This window comes from Paraburkholderia acidicola (assembly GCF_002362315.1).
In the GTDB taxonomy this organism is placed as follows: Bacteria; Pseudomonadota; Gammaproteobacteria; order Burkholderiales; family Burkholderiaceae; genus Paraburkholderia; species Paraburkholderia acidicola.
Genome location: NZ_MTZV01000004.1, coordinates 784,535 through 799,228 on the forward strand (window position 1 = coordinate 784,535; position 14,694 = coordinate 799,228).

Consider the following 14,694-nt stretch of genomic DNA (forward strand, 5'->3'; position numbering starts at 1 on the left):
CGTCGAACGAAAGTCGTAGGAAGTTATGCCATGACGGTTGCTTATCTCGGCCTCGGCGCGAATCTCGGGGACGCGCGCCAGACCCTGAAAGACGCGGTGGTGTGCCTTGCACAGCAGCACACCATTGCCGTGCTCGCGAAGTCGAGCCTCTATCGCACCGCCCCGATCGACGCGGGCGGCGACGATTACCTCAACTGTGTCGTGAAGCTCGACACGACGCTCCCCGTGCGGCATCTGCTCGCGCTGTGCCACAAGATCGAGCATCACTTCGGCCGCGAGCGCCCGTTTCGCAACGCGCCGCGTACGCTCGATCTCGACATCCTGCTGTACGGCGAGCAATCCATCGAAGAACCCGATCTGATCGTGCCGCATCCGCGGCTCGTCGAACGCGCGTTCGCGCTCGTACCGCTCATTGAGATCGCTCCGCAATTGGTCATCCCGCAGCACGGCCGCGCAGACGCATTTCTCGCCGCGGTCGCGGACCAGCGCATCGAAAAGATGAAGAACCCTTGTCAGTGCTCGATGCTTGGCGCGAGCGCCGACAAGGGCGAGCGCCTGTGAGTCCGTCTTCCCCCTCTTCCATCATTCGCCGGACAAACCGCCGATGAGCACACCACCGCTGACCGTCACCGCCCCCGTTCTGCGTCCGCCGTTCCGCTATCTGGCGATCGAAGGTCCGATCGGTGTCGGCAAGACCTCGTTGACGCGACGGCTCGCTGAGCGCTGGTCGATGCGCACGCTGTTCGAGCGGCCGCAGGACAATCCGTTTCTCGAACGCTTCTATCGCGACACCGCGCGTTATGCGCTGCCTACGCAACTGCATTTCGCGTTGCAGCGCGCCCAGCAGGCGCAGGAAATCGCCGCTGCGCACGCAAGCGGCGTAGCGCTGGTCGCCGATTTCATGACGCAGAAGAACGACATCTTCGCGCGGCTGACCTTGCCCGACGACGAGTGGAACCTGTATCGCGCGCTCTCTACACGGATCGATGCGCACTCTTCGGCAAGCGAAGGAAGTGCACGCGGTGCGCTCGAAGGCAGTGCCCGCACAGCGCCCGCGCCCGACCTGGTCGTCTATCTGCAGGCGAGCCCCGAGGTGCTGTTTGCGCGCATCCAGAAGCGCGCCGTGCCGATGGAACTGCAGATTCCGGATGCCTATCTGCGCGCGCTGTGCGACGCGTACAACGACTTCTTCTACCATTACGACCGCACGCCGGTGCTGACGGTCAACGCAGAACATCTGAACCCGCTCGACTCCGATGCGGACCTCGCGCTGCTGGTCGAACGTATCGAGACGATGCGCGGACGCAAGGAGTTCTTCGTGAAGGGCACGTCGCTATAAGCGATATCGCTATCAACGCCGCGGCTTCACACGACGGCTTTTCAACGTACCTCCACTCACTGGATCTGGATTCCCCATGACCTATCTGCAGGAAGCGGCCCGGAACGCGATTACGGTCCCGAAGCTTCAGGCGATGCGCGACGCCGGCGAAAAAATCGCCATGCTCACGTGCTATGACGCGAGCTTTGCCGCGCTGCTCGACCGCGCGGGCGTCGATGTGCTGCTGATCGGCGATTCGCTCGGCAATGTGCTGCAAGGACATGCGACGACGCTGCCTGTTTCGCTCAACGACATCGCGTATCACACCGCCTGCGTCGCGCGTGCGCAGCCGTCCGCGCTCGTCGTCGCGGATCTGCCGTTCGGTACCTACGGCACCCCCACCGATGCGTTCGCGAGCGCAACGCAGGTGATGCGGGCCGGTGCGCAGATGGTGAAGATCGAGGGTGGCGAGTGGCTTGCCGAGACGGTGCGGTTTCTGATTGAACGCGCTGTGCCGGTCTGTGCGCATGTCGGGCTCACGCCGCAATCGGTGCATGCGTTTGGTGGATTCAAGGTACAGGGCAAGACCGAGGCCGGTGCGAGCCAGCTATTGCGCGACTCGCGGGCGCTACAGGATGCGGGCGCGCAACTGGTCGTGATCGAAGCGATTCCGACGCTGCTTGCCGCCGAAGTCACGCAGCAGTTGCGTATTCCAACTATCGGTATCGGGGCGGGCGTCGATTGTTCGGGTCAGGTGCTCGTGCTGCACGACATGCTGGGGATTTTCCCCGGCAAGCGCCCGCGCTTCGTGAAGGATTTCACGCAGGGGCAGCCGGGTATCTTCGCTGCTGTCGATGCGTATGTTCGTGCGGTGAAGGATCGGTCGTTTCCGGGCCCTGAACATACGTTTTGAGCGGGGTGTCTGTCGCGCTTGCGCCGGTCACCGGTCGTGCGCTCGTAATGTGGACAGGCAGTGCGCCAGGCAATGTGTTGCCGGGCATCGGCGCAACGCAGATCGGCCCGCTCCTCCTGTTAAGTCGCGGCCAATGCACTAACAATGCGAGCTGGCAATGCGCCGCGCAATGCATTGCTTAGCATCAGAGCGTCGGCACGCAGCAGGTCGGCCCGCGTAAGCACACGCTCCGCCGCGTGCAGCGCCGGGTCTTCGAGCAAGACCGCACGCATCACACCAGGCAACACGCCCGAATCCAGCGGCGGCGTCCACCACGTTCCATCGAGCTTCACGAACACATTCGAGCGACCGCCTTCGGTCAGCTCGTCGCGTTCGTTGAAGAACAGCGTATCGAATGCGTGATGTGCTTCGGCCTCACGCCAGCCACGATCGTAATCCGCGCGGCGCGTCGTCTTGTGCCGCAGCAACGGATCGTCGGCCTGTGTAGCGGTGAATCCGCGTTCGGGCGCGAGCAGCACACCGACCTCACCGGGGGGTAACGCGGCAAGCGGCGCAGCGACAATCTGCGCATCGCCGTTCTTGCCGACCGCGAGCCGCACGCGGTGCTCGGCACCGGCTGGCAACGCAGCGCGCTGCGCCTCGAGTTGCGCACGCACCGCAGCGACATCGAAACGAAAATCGAAGTAGCCCGCGCTCGCAGACAGCCGCGCCAGATGACGTTCGAGATGACGGATACCGTCCTCGTGCGTCGCGTACATCGTCTCGAACAGCTCGAAGCCGGGATCGGCTTCAGTCAGGAATCGGGCTTTCAACTGACACTCCTCGTATTCGTCGGCGGCGACACTGTCGAGCACGATACCCGCGCCGACGCCCATGGTTCCATTGCGCTTGCCAGTGCGGCTCGCGGCCTCGAGCGTCAACGTACGGATCGCAACCGACAGGCAGAAATCGCCGCAAAGCTCTTCTTCGACTGAATCCGGTGCGGGCGCATCGAGCCAGCCGATCGCGCCAGTGTATAGCCCGCGCGGCGTCGTTTCGAGCGTGTCGATCAGTTGCATCGTACGATGCTTCGGCGCACCCGTGATCGATCCGCAAGGAAACAGCGCACGCAGCACATCGGCGAACGACGTGCGCGGACGCAATGCAGCCGTCACCGTCGACGTCATCTGCCACACCGACGCATACGGCTCAACCGAGAACAACGCCGGCACGCGCACCGAACCGATGCGCGCCACTCTCGATAGATCGTTGCGCAGCAGATCGACGATCATCACGTTTTCGGCGCGGTTCTTCGGATCGCTGGCGAGAAAATCGGCGGCACGTTGATCGTGTAACGGATCGGCGGCGCGCGGCGCGGTGCCCTTCATCGGGCGTGCGAGCAACGTCGCCCCAGTCTTCCCGACGAACAATTCCGGCGAACACGATAGCACCCAACGGCCATCCGGCAACGCAATCAACGCACCATACGGCACCGGCTGACGGTCGCGCAGACGCCGGTAGAGCGCGAGCGGCGCACCGAATACATCGAACGCGAGCCGGTAGGTGTAGTTGACCTGATACGAATCGCCATCGCGCAGCGCCGCGTGGATCGCGTCGATCGCGGCGGCGAACTGCTTGTTATCGACGCTCGCCCGCAGGTTCGCCGTGCCCGCCACCGAAGGCTGCTCCGCGCCGCCGTCGCGCTGCGCGAGCCATGCATCGGCGGCTTCGCGCGACAGCCTGGCGCATCGTTCGAACAATAAAAAACGCAGCGGGGCGTCGCCCCGCTGCGTTGCTTGAAACTGCGCACTGCCCGTGTCGGTATCGATACCGGCCAGGCCGTGGCCAAACTCATAGTCTGCGAGCACGACCGCATGCAAACCCGCCCGCTGATCCGCTACGACAGCGGCAACAACCGCATCGAGTTGCACAACATCGCTACACACACGCTCGCGCACAAACCCGGTGTACAAACGGGTCGACGGACAAAGCGCCGTCGACCCGCTATCGTCGAGCAACGCGAATACCGCATCACGTTCTTCAGCCGCCATCTCGACCATCGGCATCAAACCGCCATCAACCGCAGCACATCAATCGAAGAAGCTCTTCACCCGATCGAACCAGCTCTTGCTCTGCGGGCTATGACGCGCGCCGCCTTCAACCAGCGACTTCTCGAACTGCTGCAGCAATTCGCGCTGCTGGTCGGTGAGCTTGACCGGCGTTTCGACCTGCACGTGCACGTAGAGATCACCAGCGATGCTCGAACGCAGCCCCTTGATCCCCTTGGCACGCAACCGGAACGTCTTGCCCGACTGGGTGCCCTCGGCCACCGTGAAGGTTGCGCGGCCGGCCAGCGTCGGCACTTCGATTTCGCCACCAAGCGCCGCGGTCGTGAACGGAATCGGCATCTGGCAGTGCAGATCGTCGCCGTCGCGCTCGAACACCGCGTGCTGCTTGATGTGGATCTCGACATACAGATCGCCCGACGGACCACCATTAATACCCGGCTCGCCGTTGCCCGCCGAGCGGATGCGCATCCCGTCATCGATGCCTGCCGGAATCTTCACTTCCAGCGTCTTGGTTTCCTTGGTCTTGCCTGCGCCATGGCAATGCGTGCAAGGCTCGGGAATATAGGTGCCGGTGCCATGACACTTCGGGCAGGTCTGCTGGATGCTGAAGAAGCCCTGCGACATGCGCACCGCGCCGGAGCCGTTACAGGTCGGGCAGGTTTCCGGCTTGGTACCGGGCTTTGCGCCCGAGCCGTGACAGATCTCGCACGACACCCAGCTCGGCACGCGAATCTGCGTGTCGTAGCCGTGAGCCGCCTGCTCGAGCGTGATTTCCATGCTGTAGCGCAGATCGGCGCCACGATACACCTGCGGGCCGGCGCTGCGGCCGCCGCGTGCGGCACCGCCGGCCGCCTGGCCGAAGATATCGCCGAAGATATCGCCGAATGCATCGGCAAACCCGCCGAACCCCTGCGCACCCGCGCCGCCCATGTTCGGGTCGACGCCTGCGTGGCCGTACTGGTCGTAGGCCGCGCGTTTCTGCGTGTCCGACAGCATTTCGTAGGCTTCCTTCACCTCCTTGAAACGCTCTTCCGAATCCTTGTTGTCCGGATTGCGGTCAGGGTGATGCTTCATCGCCAGCTTGCGATAAGCCTTCTTGATTTCGTCGTCGCTCGCGTTCTTCGCGACGCCCAGAACCTCGTAGTAATCCCGTTTCGCCATATCGGTTCAGCGCCCACCGCGCGGTGCAGCGCGGCGGTTCCTGTTGAATGCTGGAGTCTCTCGACTCGTTCCAGGCGCTGCGCACCGCGCCGTTTGCACGGCATGCGCAGCGTCCTCCATAAAACAAACGTGCCCGGGGAGCCGGAAGGCTCGCCAGGCGTAGTCACCGTTCATGCGCCGGATGGGCGCAGAGCGTTTTGTAGCCGGCCATGCGCAGCGTGGCTGCGCATGGCGTGACGGTTAGACACAACCCGGCTTAGTCCTTCTTCACTTCCTTGAACTCGGCGTCGACGACGTCGTCTTCCGGCTGACCGGCACCACCTGCCGACGCACCCGCTGAGCCAGCCGCACCCGCTGCGGCGCCTGCTGCGCCCTGGGCGGCCTGCATGTCGGCGTACATCTTTTCGCCGAGCTTCTGCGATGCCGTTGCCACGACTTCGATCTTCGCGTCGATCGCAGCCTTGTCGCTCGCACCGCTCTTCAGCGTTTCTTCGAGGTCCTTCAACGCGGCTTCGATCTTGTCCTTCTCGCCGGCTTCGAGCTTGTCGCCGTATTCGGTGAGCGCCTTCTTCGTGCTGTGGACCAGCGCGTCGCCCTGGTTGCGGGCATCGGCCAGTTCGCGCAGCTTGTGATCTTCTTCGGCGTTCGCTTCCGCGTCCTTCACCATCTTCTCGATCTCTGCTTCCGACAGACCCGAGTTCGCCTTGATGACGATGCGGTTTTCCTTGCCGGTCGCCTTGTCTTTCGCGCCGACGTGCAGAATGCCGTTCGCGTCGATGTCGAAGCTCACTTCGATCTGCGGCACGCCACGCGGCGACGGCGGAATACCTTCGAGGTTGAACTCGCCCAGCAGCTTGTTGCCGGCTGCCATTTCGCGTTCGCCCTGGAACACCTTGATCGTCACGGCGCCCTGGTTGTCGTCGGCCGTCGAGTACACCTGTGCGTGTTTCGTCGGGATCGTCGTGTTCTTGTTGATCATCTTCGTCATCACGCCGCCGAGCGTTTCGATGCCGAGCGACAGCGGAGTCACGTCGAGCAGCAACACGTCCTTACGGTCACCCGACAGCACCTGGCCTTGAATCGCAGCGCCAACGGCCACGGCTTCGTCCGGGTTCACGTCACGGCGCGCGTCCTTGCCGAAGACTTCCTTCACCTTGTCCAGCACCTTCGGCATACGCGTCTGGCCGCCAACGACAATCACGTCGTCGATGTCGCTCACCTTCACGCCAGCGTCCTTGATCGCGACACGGCACGGTTCGATCGTGCGTTCGATCAGGTCTTCGACCAGCGCTTCGAGCTTCGCGCGCGTGATCTTCAGGTTCAAGTGCTTCGGACCCGAGGCGTCGGCCGTGATGTACGGCAGATTGATTTCGGTTTGCTGGCCCGACGACAGTTCGATCTTGGCTTTTTCAGCGGCTTCCTTCAGGCGTTGCAGCGCGAGCACGTCCTTCGACAGATCGACGCCCTGCTCTTTCTTGAATTCGCTGATGATGTAATCGATGATGCGCTGGTCGAAGTCTTCACCGCCGAGGAACGTATCGCCGTTCGTCGACAGCACTTCGAACTGCATTTCACCGTCAACGTCGGCGATCTCGATGATCGAGATGTCGAACGTACCGCCGCCCAGGTCGAACACGGCGATCTTGCGGTCGCCCTTTTCGGCCTTGTCGAGACCGAACGCGAGCGCGGCTGCGGTCGGCTCGTTGATGATCCGCTTCACTTCCAGACCGGCGATGCGGCCGGCGTCTTTCGTCGCCTGGCGCTGGCTGTCGTTGAAGTACGCGGGAACCGTGATCACGGCTTCGGTGACCGGCTCGCCGAGGTAGTCTTCAGCGGTCTTCTTCATCTTGCGCAGCACTTCCGCCGAAATCTGCGGCGGGGCGAGCTTCTCGCCATGGGCTTCGACCCAGGCGTCGCCGTTATCTGCCTTGATGATCTTGTACGGCATCAGGCCGATGTCCTTCTGCACTTCCTTTTCTTCGAAGCGACGACCGATCAGGCGTTTCACGGCAAACAGCGTGTTGCGCGGGTTCGTGACCGACTGGCGTTTAGCCGGTGCGCCGACCAGCACTTCGTTGTCGTCCATGTAGGCGATGATCGACGGCGTCGTACGGGCGCCTTCCGAGTTTTCAATCACCTTGACCTGATTGCCTTCCATCACCGCCACGCACGAGTTCGTAGTGCCGAGGTCGATGCCGATAATTTTGCCCATTTTTACCAATCTCCTGTATTTCGATCGCTGCGGAACGCCTTGTGCCTGCTGGCTTTACGGCCGATTCCGCCTCCAGATTCATACCTGCACCCAAGGTGAGTGCATCCGCATCGTTTTCAAGACCTTTTACGCGATACGGTCTTTAAATATTTTCAATCGCCGGCCGATGCCAGTTGATACCAGCCGGTTACTTCGGCTGGGGCTGGGCGACGGTGACGAGCGCCGGCCGCAGGACGCGGTCCGCGATCACATAGCCCTTTTGCAGGACGGCGACGACGGTGTTCGGCTCCTGCTCAGCCGGCACCATCGAAATGGCCTGGTGACGGTGCGGGTCGAACTTCTCGCCGACCGGGTTCAGCGGCACGACGCGGCCTTTCTCGAGCGCACCGGTGAGCTGGCGCAGCGTCAGTTCGACGCCCTCGCGCACCTTCACGAGGTCATCCGACGAATGCGTAAGCGCCGCTTCCAGGCTGTCGACCACCGGCAGCAGGTGTTCGGCGAAGCTCTCGATGGCGAATTTGTGCGCCTTCGTGACGTCTTCCTGGGCGCGGCGCCGCACGTTTTCCGTCTCGGCTTTAGCCCGCAGGAAGCTTTCCTGGAGCTCGACGATCTTTGCCTGGGCCTCGGCCAGTGCGGCTTCGGCCTCGCCGGCCGAGCCCTGCGCTGCGGCTGCGTCCTGCTGCAAGGCGGCGTCTGCGGCCTGGCGCGCGGCTTCGTCCTGCTTCGCCGGATCGGCAGACGCCGGGTTCTGGCCTGTCGGGTTCTCTTGCGTGTTTTCCATGTCGCTGAAAGTCGTTAGAAATATAAAAACGGAAGCCAAAAAACCAGGCGGGGGCGTGTCGCTCGCGTCCGGCGCATTCTGATGTTGCTAATGCGCGACGCGGTGCGACCCGCCCCCCGCTCGCTACGAGTGCAAATAGGTCCGAAAACACCGATTTCAAGCCTTCCGGGGCAGTTTTTGCACCGCAGCCGTGCTGCGGAAACGCCCGGTTACAACCATTACTCTGCCTTCATCGGATTGAGATTGAGCCGGATTTCCGAGTGGCCTAAACTCCATCCAAGCGTCGGAAAAGGCATGTTTACCCTTAGCTTACGCGAGCGCCTCATCGATCCGTCCTAATTGCCCGTTTCCATCCTGTGTTCAGGGGGTACCGTGAAACTGACCTTTGCAATATCGGTGGTCGCCTTGGTACTCATTGCGGGGACCACGACCATCTGCATGTCCGGGGCCGTCAACGAGAGCACGACCGAGTATGGTGGCGTGCACGCGACGATGGAAAAACTGTTCAATCCCCACCTGCAAGTCTGTCGATAATGCGCCGGTCGCGTTTCGTCGGCCGGCCCTGCAACGCCTCTGCGGGCTCCCGGTACGTCTTGCGGCGTTCCAGCTCCTGCTGCCGTTTCGCCTTGCTGTCCGCGGTTTCCGCGTAGAGCGTCTGGGCTACGCTGGCCGGCCCGCGCACGTCGCACAGGCCCAGCACCTCCACCTGCCACACCACCCGCTCGATCTCGATCTCAACCAGGTCGCCGACACGCACGTCTCTAGCCGGCTTGACCGTCGCACCGCCAATCCTCACCTGTCCCTTCTCGACCGCCGTGGCCGCGAGCGAACGCGTCTTGAAGAAGCGCGCCGCCCATAGCCATTTGTCGATCCGCAGGCGGGCGCTTGCGTCGGTTGAAATGCGGTAGTTCATCGGTTGCTCCTTCTCGCGTGGACCTGGCCCGGCGAGGTGCTACGAAATACAGGTGCCGGGCCCGCTGTCCGGCCCGGCCACACGTCGGCGCTCATGCCACCGCCGCGCCGTGAGGTTGCGGCGCCTGCACCGGCCAGCCCTGCAGATTGATCGCAACGATCTCGCCGAGCGCCGCAATCCACGCCGGCGCGTTATTGACACAGGGAATGCGGTGAAACTCCTTGCCGCCCGCGTGCATGAACTCGTCGCGGACTTCGATACCGATTTCCTCGATGGTTTCGAGGCAGTCGGCGGTGAAGCCCGGACAGAACACGTCCGCGCGCCGCACGCCCGCCGCGCCCAGTTCCTTCAGCGTCGGCGCGGTATACGGCTGCAGCCATTCGGCCTTACCGAAGCGCGACTGGAAGGTCACCCGGCATTCGACCGAACTCAGCTCGAGCGCCTGCATCAGCAGCGCGCCGGTTTGCTGGCATTGCTCGTGGTACGGATCGCCGAGATCGAGCGTGCGCTTGGGCACACCGTGGAAACTGAGGATGAGCTTGTCGCCGGCAGCGAAATCGGGGCGGCCGTGCGCGTGCCAGTAATGCTGCACCTGTGCCGCGAGCGCGGCGATGTACGCGGGATGGTCCGCGTACTGGCGCACGGTGCGGATCTCGGGCTGGTTGCGCATGCGTCGCAACGCCGCGAACGCGTCATCGAAGGCGGTCGCGGTCGTCGACGACGAATACTGCGGATACATCGGCATCAGCAGCACGCGTTCGGCGCCGGCAAGCTTTAGCTGGTTCAGCATCGCCGGTATGCCTGGCGTGCCGTAGCGCATCGCGTACTCGACGATCGTCGTGTAGCCGTTCGCCAGCAGCAACTGGCGCAACGCGTCGACCTGTTTCTCGGTATGCACGCGCAGTGGCGAGCCCTCCGGCATCCAGACCGCGGCGTATTTCTTCGCCGACGAAACACCACGAAACGGCAGGATCAGCAGACGCAGGATGATCTGCCACAGCACGGCGGGAATCTCGACGACACGCGGATCGGACAGGAACTGCGCGAGGTAACGGCGCACCGCGCGGGGCGTCGGTGCATCGGGGGTGCCGAGATTGATCAGCAGCACGCCGACGCGATGTGCCGCAGCAGGCTGCGAAGGCCGCTCGAGATCGAAACGCATAGGCAACGGGTCGGCGCGCGGGGCGCGGAGTGAGAGGCGAAAGCGGCCATTATAGCGGCGCGGCTTGCCGGACCAATCTGCGTCCACCGCGCCGACCGCGTCCGCTGGCCATCCGGCCGATTGGCGGCGCGGCCGCGGGCGCGGCAACATCCCTCATCGCCATGGAAAACCGCAGGAACCGCCCTACTGCTGGCTGAGGGTCAACGAGAGCAGCCGCGCGGTGATGTCGACGATCGGGATCACGCGGCTATAGGCCATCCGCGTCGGCCCGATCACGCCGAGCGTGCCGACGATCGTGCCGTTCACCTCGTACGGCGCGGTGACGACGCTCATTTCCTCGATCGGCACGAGATTCGATTCGCCGCCGATGAAAATCTGCACGCCCTGCGCGTGACTCGACACGTCGAGCAACTGAAGGAGACTGGTCTTTTGGTCGAAGATATCGAACAGCTTGCGCAGCCGGGCCATGTCGGACGACAGGTCGGCCACTTCGAGCAGGTTGCGCTCGCCGGAAATCAGCACGGTTTCGCCGGTATCGGTGTCGTCGGTGCTTGCGGTGACCGCGGCGTGCATCAGCGTCGTCATGTCGCCGCGCAGCGCATCGATTTCCTCGCGCAGACGGCGGCGCACTTCGTCGAAGGAGAGGCCGGCGAAATGCGCGTTGATGTAGTTGGACGCTTCGGTCAGCTCGGACAGCGAGAAGTCGCGCTGCGTCGCCATGATCCGGTTCTGCACGTCGCCTTCGGGTGTCACGATGATGAGCAGGATGCGCTTGTCCGACAGGCGCATGAATTCGATCTGCTTGAACACGTGGCTGCGGCGCGGCGTCAGCACGACGCCGGCGAACTGCGACAGGCTGGACAGCACGCTCGCAGCAGCCGCGACGATCTTTTGCGGCTCGCCGGCCTGGAGTGTGGTCTTGACGGTCCGGGTGACCGCTTCTTCGTCGGCGGCGGACTCCATGGTCAGCATCGTGTCGACGAAGAGCCGGTAGCCGCGCGGTGTCGGAATCCGGCCCGCCGACGTATGCGGGCTGATTACGAGCCCCAGTTCCTCGAGGTCGGACATCACGTTGCGGATCGTCGCGGGGCTCAGCTCCAGCCCGGAGTAACGCGACAGCGTGCGCGAGCCGACCGGCTGACCTTCGGCGATGTAACGCTCGATCAGCGTTTTGAGGAGGGTTTGTGCGCGGGGATCTAGCATGACGAAAAATTTTAGCTCAATGGCGCTACAAACGATATGACCGGGATATCACCGTCTATCCTGGCCGGCTTTGTCGCCCGTCAGCAGTTGCATGGCAGAGGTGCCGCCGCACGTCCGATGCGGTCCTGTCATCGGCGCTTCACCATTCTAACGACAATCTTGTCCATGCAAGCCGGGTTTCAGTCCCGGCGCGCCGACGTCGGGGCGCCGTGCGCCGTCGGGATTGGCCGCAGTTCTTTTCGGCACTCACCTATGGTGTAATGCCGCCATGCAAGTTACCACCCAGTTCAAGACCGTTGCGCTCATAGGGCGCAGCAATACGCCCGGCATCGGCGAGCCGCTGACGAAGCTCGCCGCCTGCATCGAGAAGCGTGGCTTCGAGGTCGTGTTCGAAGCGGATACGGCCACTGAGATCGGCGCGTCCGGCCACCCCGCGCTGCGGCTCGCCGAGATCGGCGCGCGCGCGGACGTCGCGGTCGTGCTCGGTGGCGACGGCACGATGCTCGGCATCAGCCGGCAACTGGCGCCCTACCGCACGCCGCTGATCGGCATCAACCACGGCCGGCTCGGCTTCATCACCGACATCCCGATTTCCGATATGTACGAGGCCGTCCCGCAGATGCTCGCGGGCAACTTCGAGCGCGAAGAACGCACGTTGCTCGAAGCGCGCATCATGCGCGCCGGCGAACCGATCTATCACGCGCTCGCGTTCAACGATGTCGTCGTGAATCGCAGTGGCTTCTCGGGGATGGCGGAGTTGCGCGTCTCGGTGGACGGCCGCTTCATGTACAACCAGCGCTCCGACGGTCTGATCGTCGCGACCCCCACCGGCTCGACCGCATATGCCCTGTCGTCGCAGGGGCCGATCCTGCATCCGCAGTTGCAGGGCCTCGTGCTCGTGCCGATCGCACCCCATGCGCTGTCCAACCGGCCGATCGTACTGCCGGACGACTCGAAGGTCGGCATCCAGATCATCTCGGGCCGCGACGTCAACGTGAACTTCGACATGCAGTCGTTCACCGCGCTCGAACTGAACGATACGATCGAGGTGCGCCGTTCGCGCCACACGGTGCCGTTCTTGCATCCGGCCGGCTATAGCTATTTCGCGACGCTGCGCAAGAAGCTGCACTGGAACGAATACCCGTCGCACGAAGACGATCCTGAAAACTGAGCTGAGAACTGAGCTGAAAACCGAGCGCCCGTTTCGCTTGCCTGCCCGTCACCGCCTGCCAACCAGACCACTTCCATGCTTCGCCACCTCTCGATACGCGACTTCGTCATCGTCGCCGCGCTCGATCTCGAATTCGACAGCGGCTTCACGGTTTTCTCGGGCGAAACGGGCGCCGGCAAATCGATCCTGATCGATGCGCTCGCGCTTGCGCTCGGTGCTCGTGGCGATGCGAGCGTCGTGCGCACCGGTGAGACGCGCGCCGATATCACCGCCGAATTCGATACCCACGGCGAAGTCGAGCAATGGCTCGACGACCAGGCGCTCGGCATGGCCGGAGATGCCGCTGGCAACACCGTGCTGCTGCGACGCGTGCTCGATGCGAACGGCCGCTCGCGTGCGTTCGTCAACGGCACGCCCGCCACGCTCACGCAACTGCGCGAACTCGGTGAGATGCTGGTCGATATCCACGGGCAGCATGCGCACCAGTTGCTGATGCGGCCTGACGCGCAACGGCAGTTGTTCGATACGCACGCGGGCCTGCTCGAAACCGCCGCCGTCGTGAACCGCGCATGGCGCAGCTGGCGCGATACTGCCCAGGCCGTCGAACTCGCGCAAACCCGCGACCGCGAACTGCAACTCGAACGCGAGCGCCTCGCCTGGCAACTCGCCGAACTCGACAAGCTCGCGCCGCAGCCCGGCGAATGGGAAGACGTGAATGTCGAGCATCGGCGGCTGTCGCATTCGGCGAATCTGATCGACGGTGTGCAGGGCGCGCTCAACGCGCTGTCCGAATCCGACGAGGCGATGCTTTCGCAGCTCGGCACGATCGTCTCGAAGCTGCGCGATCTCGCGGAGATCGATCCGGCGCTGAACGATGCGCTCGCCGCGCTCGAGCCCGCCGAAATCCAGTTGCAGGAAGCCGCCTACTCGCTCTCGCATTACGCGCAGCGGCTCGAACTCGATCCGAACCGGCTCGCCCAGGTCGAAAAGCGACTGGAAGCCTTGCACTCGGCAGCGCGCAAATTCCGTCTGCAGCCGCAGACGCTGCCCGAAGAACACGAAGCGCGCCGCGCGCAACTTGCCGCGCTCGATGCCGCCGCCGACATCGACAGCCTGCGTGCCGCCGAAGCAAAAGCGAAGGAAGCGTATCTCGCCGACGCACTGCAACTGTCGAAAGCGCGCACGAAGGCTGCGAAGGCGCTCGGCGCGGCGGTGACGACAGGCATGCAGGAACTGTCGATGGCGGGCGGCAGCTTCGAGGTCGCGCTCGTCGCGCTACCGGAAGGCGGCGCGCACGGACTCGAGCAGATCGAGTTTCGCGTCGCCGGACATGCGGGTGTGCCGTTGCGGCCGCTCGCCAAAGTGGCGTCGGGTGGCGAACTCGCGCGGATCAGTCTCGCGCTCGCGGTGATCGCGAGTGCTGCAAGCCCGACGCCGACCTTGATCTTCGACGAAGTCGATACCGGGATTGGCGGCGGCGTTGCTGAAGTGGTCGGGCGTTTGCTGCATCAGCTCGGACGCGATCGCCAGGTGCTGTGCGTCACGCACCTGCCGCAGGTTGCGGCGCGCGGCGATCATCACTTTCAGGTGGCGAAGGCATCGAACGGCAAGAGCGGCACGGTCAGCACCGTCACGCCGCTCGACAAGGCGAACCGCATCGAGGAAGTCGCGCGGATGCTTGGCGGTCTGGAGATCACCGCTACGACGCGTAAGCACGCGAAGGAAATGTTGACGGCGTGAGGCGAGTGCGGCGCGCGGCACGTCGTGCGCTAGCTGCGCCTGGTCCCGATACCCGCGGCCACAGCTTCAAAG

At 63.8% G+C, this 14,694-nt stretch carries 12 protein-coding genes; 5 read left to right on the forward strand and 7 right to left on the reverse strand.

Annotated features, from left to right (window positions below):
* The first annotated feature begins 30 nt into the window (after positions 1-30).
* The 3 genes from folK to panB all read left to right on the forward strand — a co-directional run bounded on the left by folK (position 31) and on the right by panB (position 2,231).
* Positions 31-561, forward strand: a complete 531-nt coding sequence (folK, locus tag BWP39_RS13790; RefSeq protein WP_096720993.1) for a 2-amino-4-hydroxy-6-hydroxymethyldihydropteridine diphosphokinase — start codon at positions 31-33, stop codon at positions 559-561.
* A 43-nt stretch (positions 562-604) separates the two neighbouring features.
* Complete coding sequence (locus BWP39_RS13795; RefSeq protein ID WP_096720995.1) at positions 605-1,339, forward strand: deoxynucleoside kinase; 735 nt, start codon at positions 605-607, stop codon at positions 1,337-1,339.
* Between the two features lie 76 nt (positions 1,340-1,415).
* Positions 1,416-2,231, forward strand: coding sequence for a 3-methyl-2-oxobutanoate hydroxymethyltransferase (panB, locus tag BWP39_RS13800; RefSeq protein WP_096720997.1), 816 nt, complete (start codon positions 1,416-1,418; stop codon positions 2,229-2,231).
* Between the two features lie 119 nt (positions 2,232-2,350).
* Here the strand turns inward: panB and pabB are convergent, their stop codons facing one another.
* From pabB to hrcA, 7 genes are all read right to left on the reverse strand, one after another.
* The gene (gene pabB / locus BWP39_RS13805; RefSeq protein WP_096722568.1) at positions 2,351-4,261 is read right to left on the reverse strand and encodes an aminodeoxychorismate synthase component I; all 1,911 of its coding nucleotides are present in this window, start codon (positions 4,259-4,261) and stop codon (positions 2,351-2,353) included.
* A gap of 39 nt (positions 4,262-4,300) precedes the next feature.
* On the reverse strand, positions 4,301-5,440 hold the full coding sequence (dnaJ, locus tag BWP39_RS13810; RefSeq protein ID WP_096720999.1) for a molecular chaperone DnaJ: 1,140 nt from the start codon (positions 5,438-5,440) through the stop codon (positions 4,301-4,303).
* A gap of 256 nt (positions 5,441-5,696) precedes the next feature.
* On the reverse strand, positions 5,697-7,652 hold the full coding sequence (gene dnaK / locus BWP39_RS13815) for a molecular chaperone DnaK (protein WP_096721001.1): 1,956 nt from the start codon (positions 7,650-7,652) through the stop codon (positions 5,697-5,699).
* Between the two features lie 187 nt (positions 7,653-7,839).
* Entirely contained in the window at positions 7,840-8,433 is a 594-nt protein-coding gene (grpE, locus tag BWP39_RS13820; RefSeq protein ID WP_096721003.1) for a nucleotide exchange factor GrpE, read from the reverse strand.
* A 505-nt stretch (positions 8,434-8,938) separates the two neighbouring features.
* Entirely contained in the window at positions 8,939-9,346 is a 408-nt protein-coding gene (locus BWP39_RS13825) for an RNA-binding S4 domain-containing protein (protein ID WP_096721005.1), read from the reverse strand.
* A 91-nt stretch (positions 9,347-9,437) separates the two neighbouring features.
* Positions 9,438-10,508: a ferrochelatase gene (gene hemH, locus BWP39_RS13830; protein ID WP_096722570.1), complete on the reverse strand. Its 1,071-nt coding sequence runs from the start codon at positions 10,506-10,508 to the stop codon at positions 9,438-9,440.
* 183 nt (positions 10,509-10,691) lie between these two features.
* Positions 10,692-11,711: a heat-inducible transcriptional repressor HrcA gene (gene hrcA, locus BWP39_RS13835; RefSeq protein ID WP_091010896.1), complete on the reverse strand. Its 1,020-nt coding sequence runs from the start codon at positions 11,709-11,711 to the stop codon at positions 10,692-10,694.
* A gap of 268 nt (positions 11,712-11,979) precedes the next feature.
* Between hrcA and BWP39_RS13840 the strand changes: the two genes are divergently transcribed.
* A complete protein-coding gene (locus BWP39_RS13840) occupies positions 11,980-12,882 on the forward strand; it encodes an NAD kinase (RefSeq protein WP_096721007.1) in 903 nt (300 codons plus the stop codon).
* Between the two features lie 75 nt (positions 12,883-12,957).
* Positions 12,958-14,622 (forward strand): DNA repair protein RecN, encoded by a 1,665-nt coding sequence (recN, locus tag BWP39_RS13845; protein WP_096721009.1) that lies wholly within the window; start codon positions 12,958-12,960, stop codon positions 14,620-14,622.
* The last annotated feature ends 72 nt before the right edge of the window (positions 14,623-14,694 follow it).

Excerpts from the sequence above, each read along its gene's own strand:
- recN (WP_096721009.1), top strand. The coding sequence starts at position 12,958 with ATGCTTCGCCACCTCTCGATACGCGACTTCGTCATCGTCGCCGCGCTC.
- panB (WP_096720997.1), top strand. The coding sequence starts at position 1,416 with ATGACCTATCTGCAGGAAGCGGCCCGGAACGCGATTACGGTCCCGAAG.
- dnaJ (WP_096720999.1), bottom strand. The coding sequence starts at position 5,440 with ATGGCGAAACGGGATTACTACGAGGTTCTGGGCGTCGCGAAGAACGCG.
- BWP39_RS13825 (WP_096721005.1), bottom strand. The coding sequence starts at position 9,346 with ATGAACTACCGCATTTCAACCGACGCAAGCGCCCGCCTGCGGATCGAC.
- hrcA (WP_091010896.1), bottom strand. The coding sequence starts at position 11,711 with ATGCTAGATCCCCGCGCACAAACCCTCCTCAAAACGCTGATCGAGCGT.
- hemH (WP_096722570.1), bottom strand. The coding sequence starts at position 10,508 with ATGCGTTTCGATCTCGAGCGGCCTTCGCAGCCTGCTGCGGCACATCGC.
- folK (WP_096720993.1), top strand. The coding sequence starts at position 31 with ATGACGGTTGCTTATCTCGGCCTCGGCGCGAATCTCGGGGACGCGCGC.
- BWP39_RS13795 (WP_096720995.1), top strand. The coding sequence starts at position 605 with ATGAGCACACCACCGCTGACCGTCACCGCCCCCGTTCTGCGTCCGCCG.
- BWP39_RS13840 (WP_096721007.1), top strand. The coding sequence starts at position 11,980 with ATGCAAGTTACCACCCAGTTCAAGACCGTTGCGCTCATAGGGCGCAGC.
- grpE (WP_096721003.1), bottom strand. The coding sequence starts at position 8,433 with ATGGAAAACACGCAAGAGAACCCGACAGGCCAGAACCCGGCGTCTGCC.
- pabB (WP_096722568.1), bottom strand. The coding sequence starts at position 4,261 with ATGGCGGCTGAAGAACGTGATGCGGTATTCGCGTTGCTCGACGATAGC.
- dnaK (WP_096721001.1), bottom strand. The coding sequence starts at position 7,652 with ATGGGCAAAATTATCGGCATCGACCTCGGCACTACGAACTCGTGCGTG.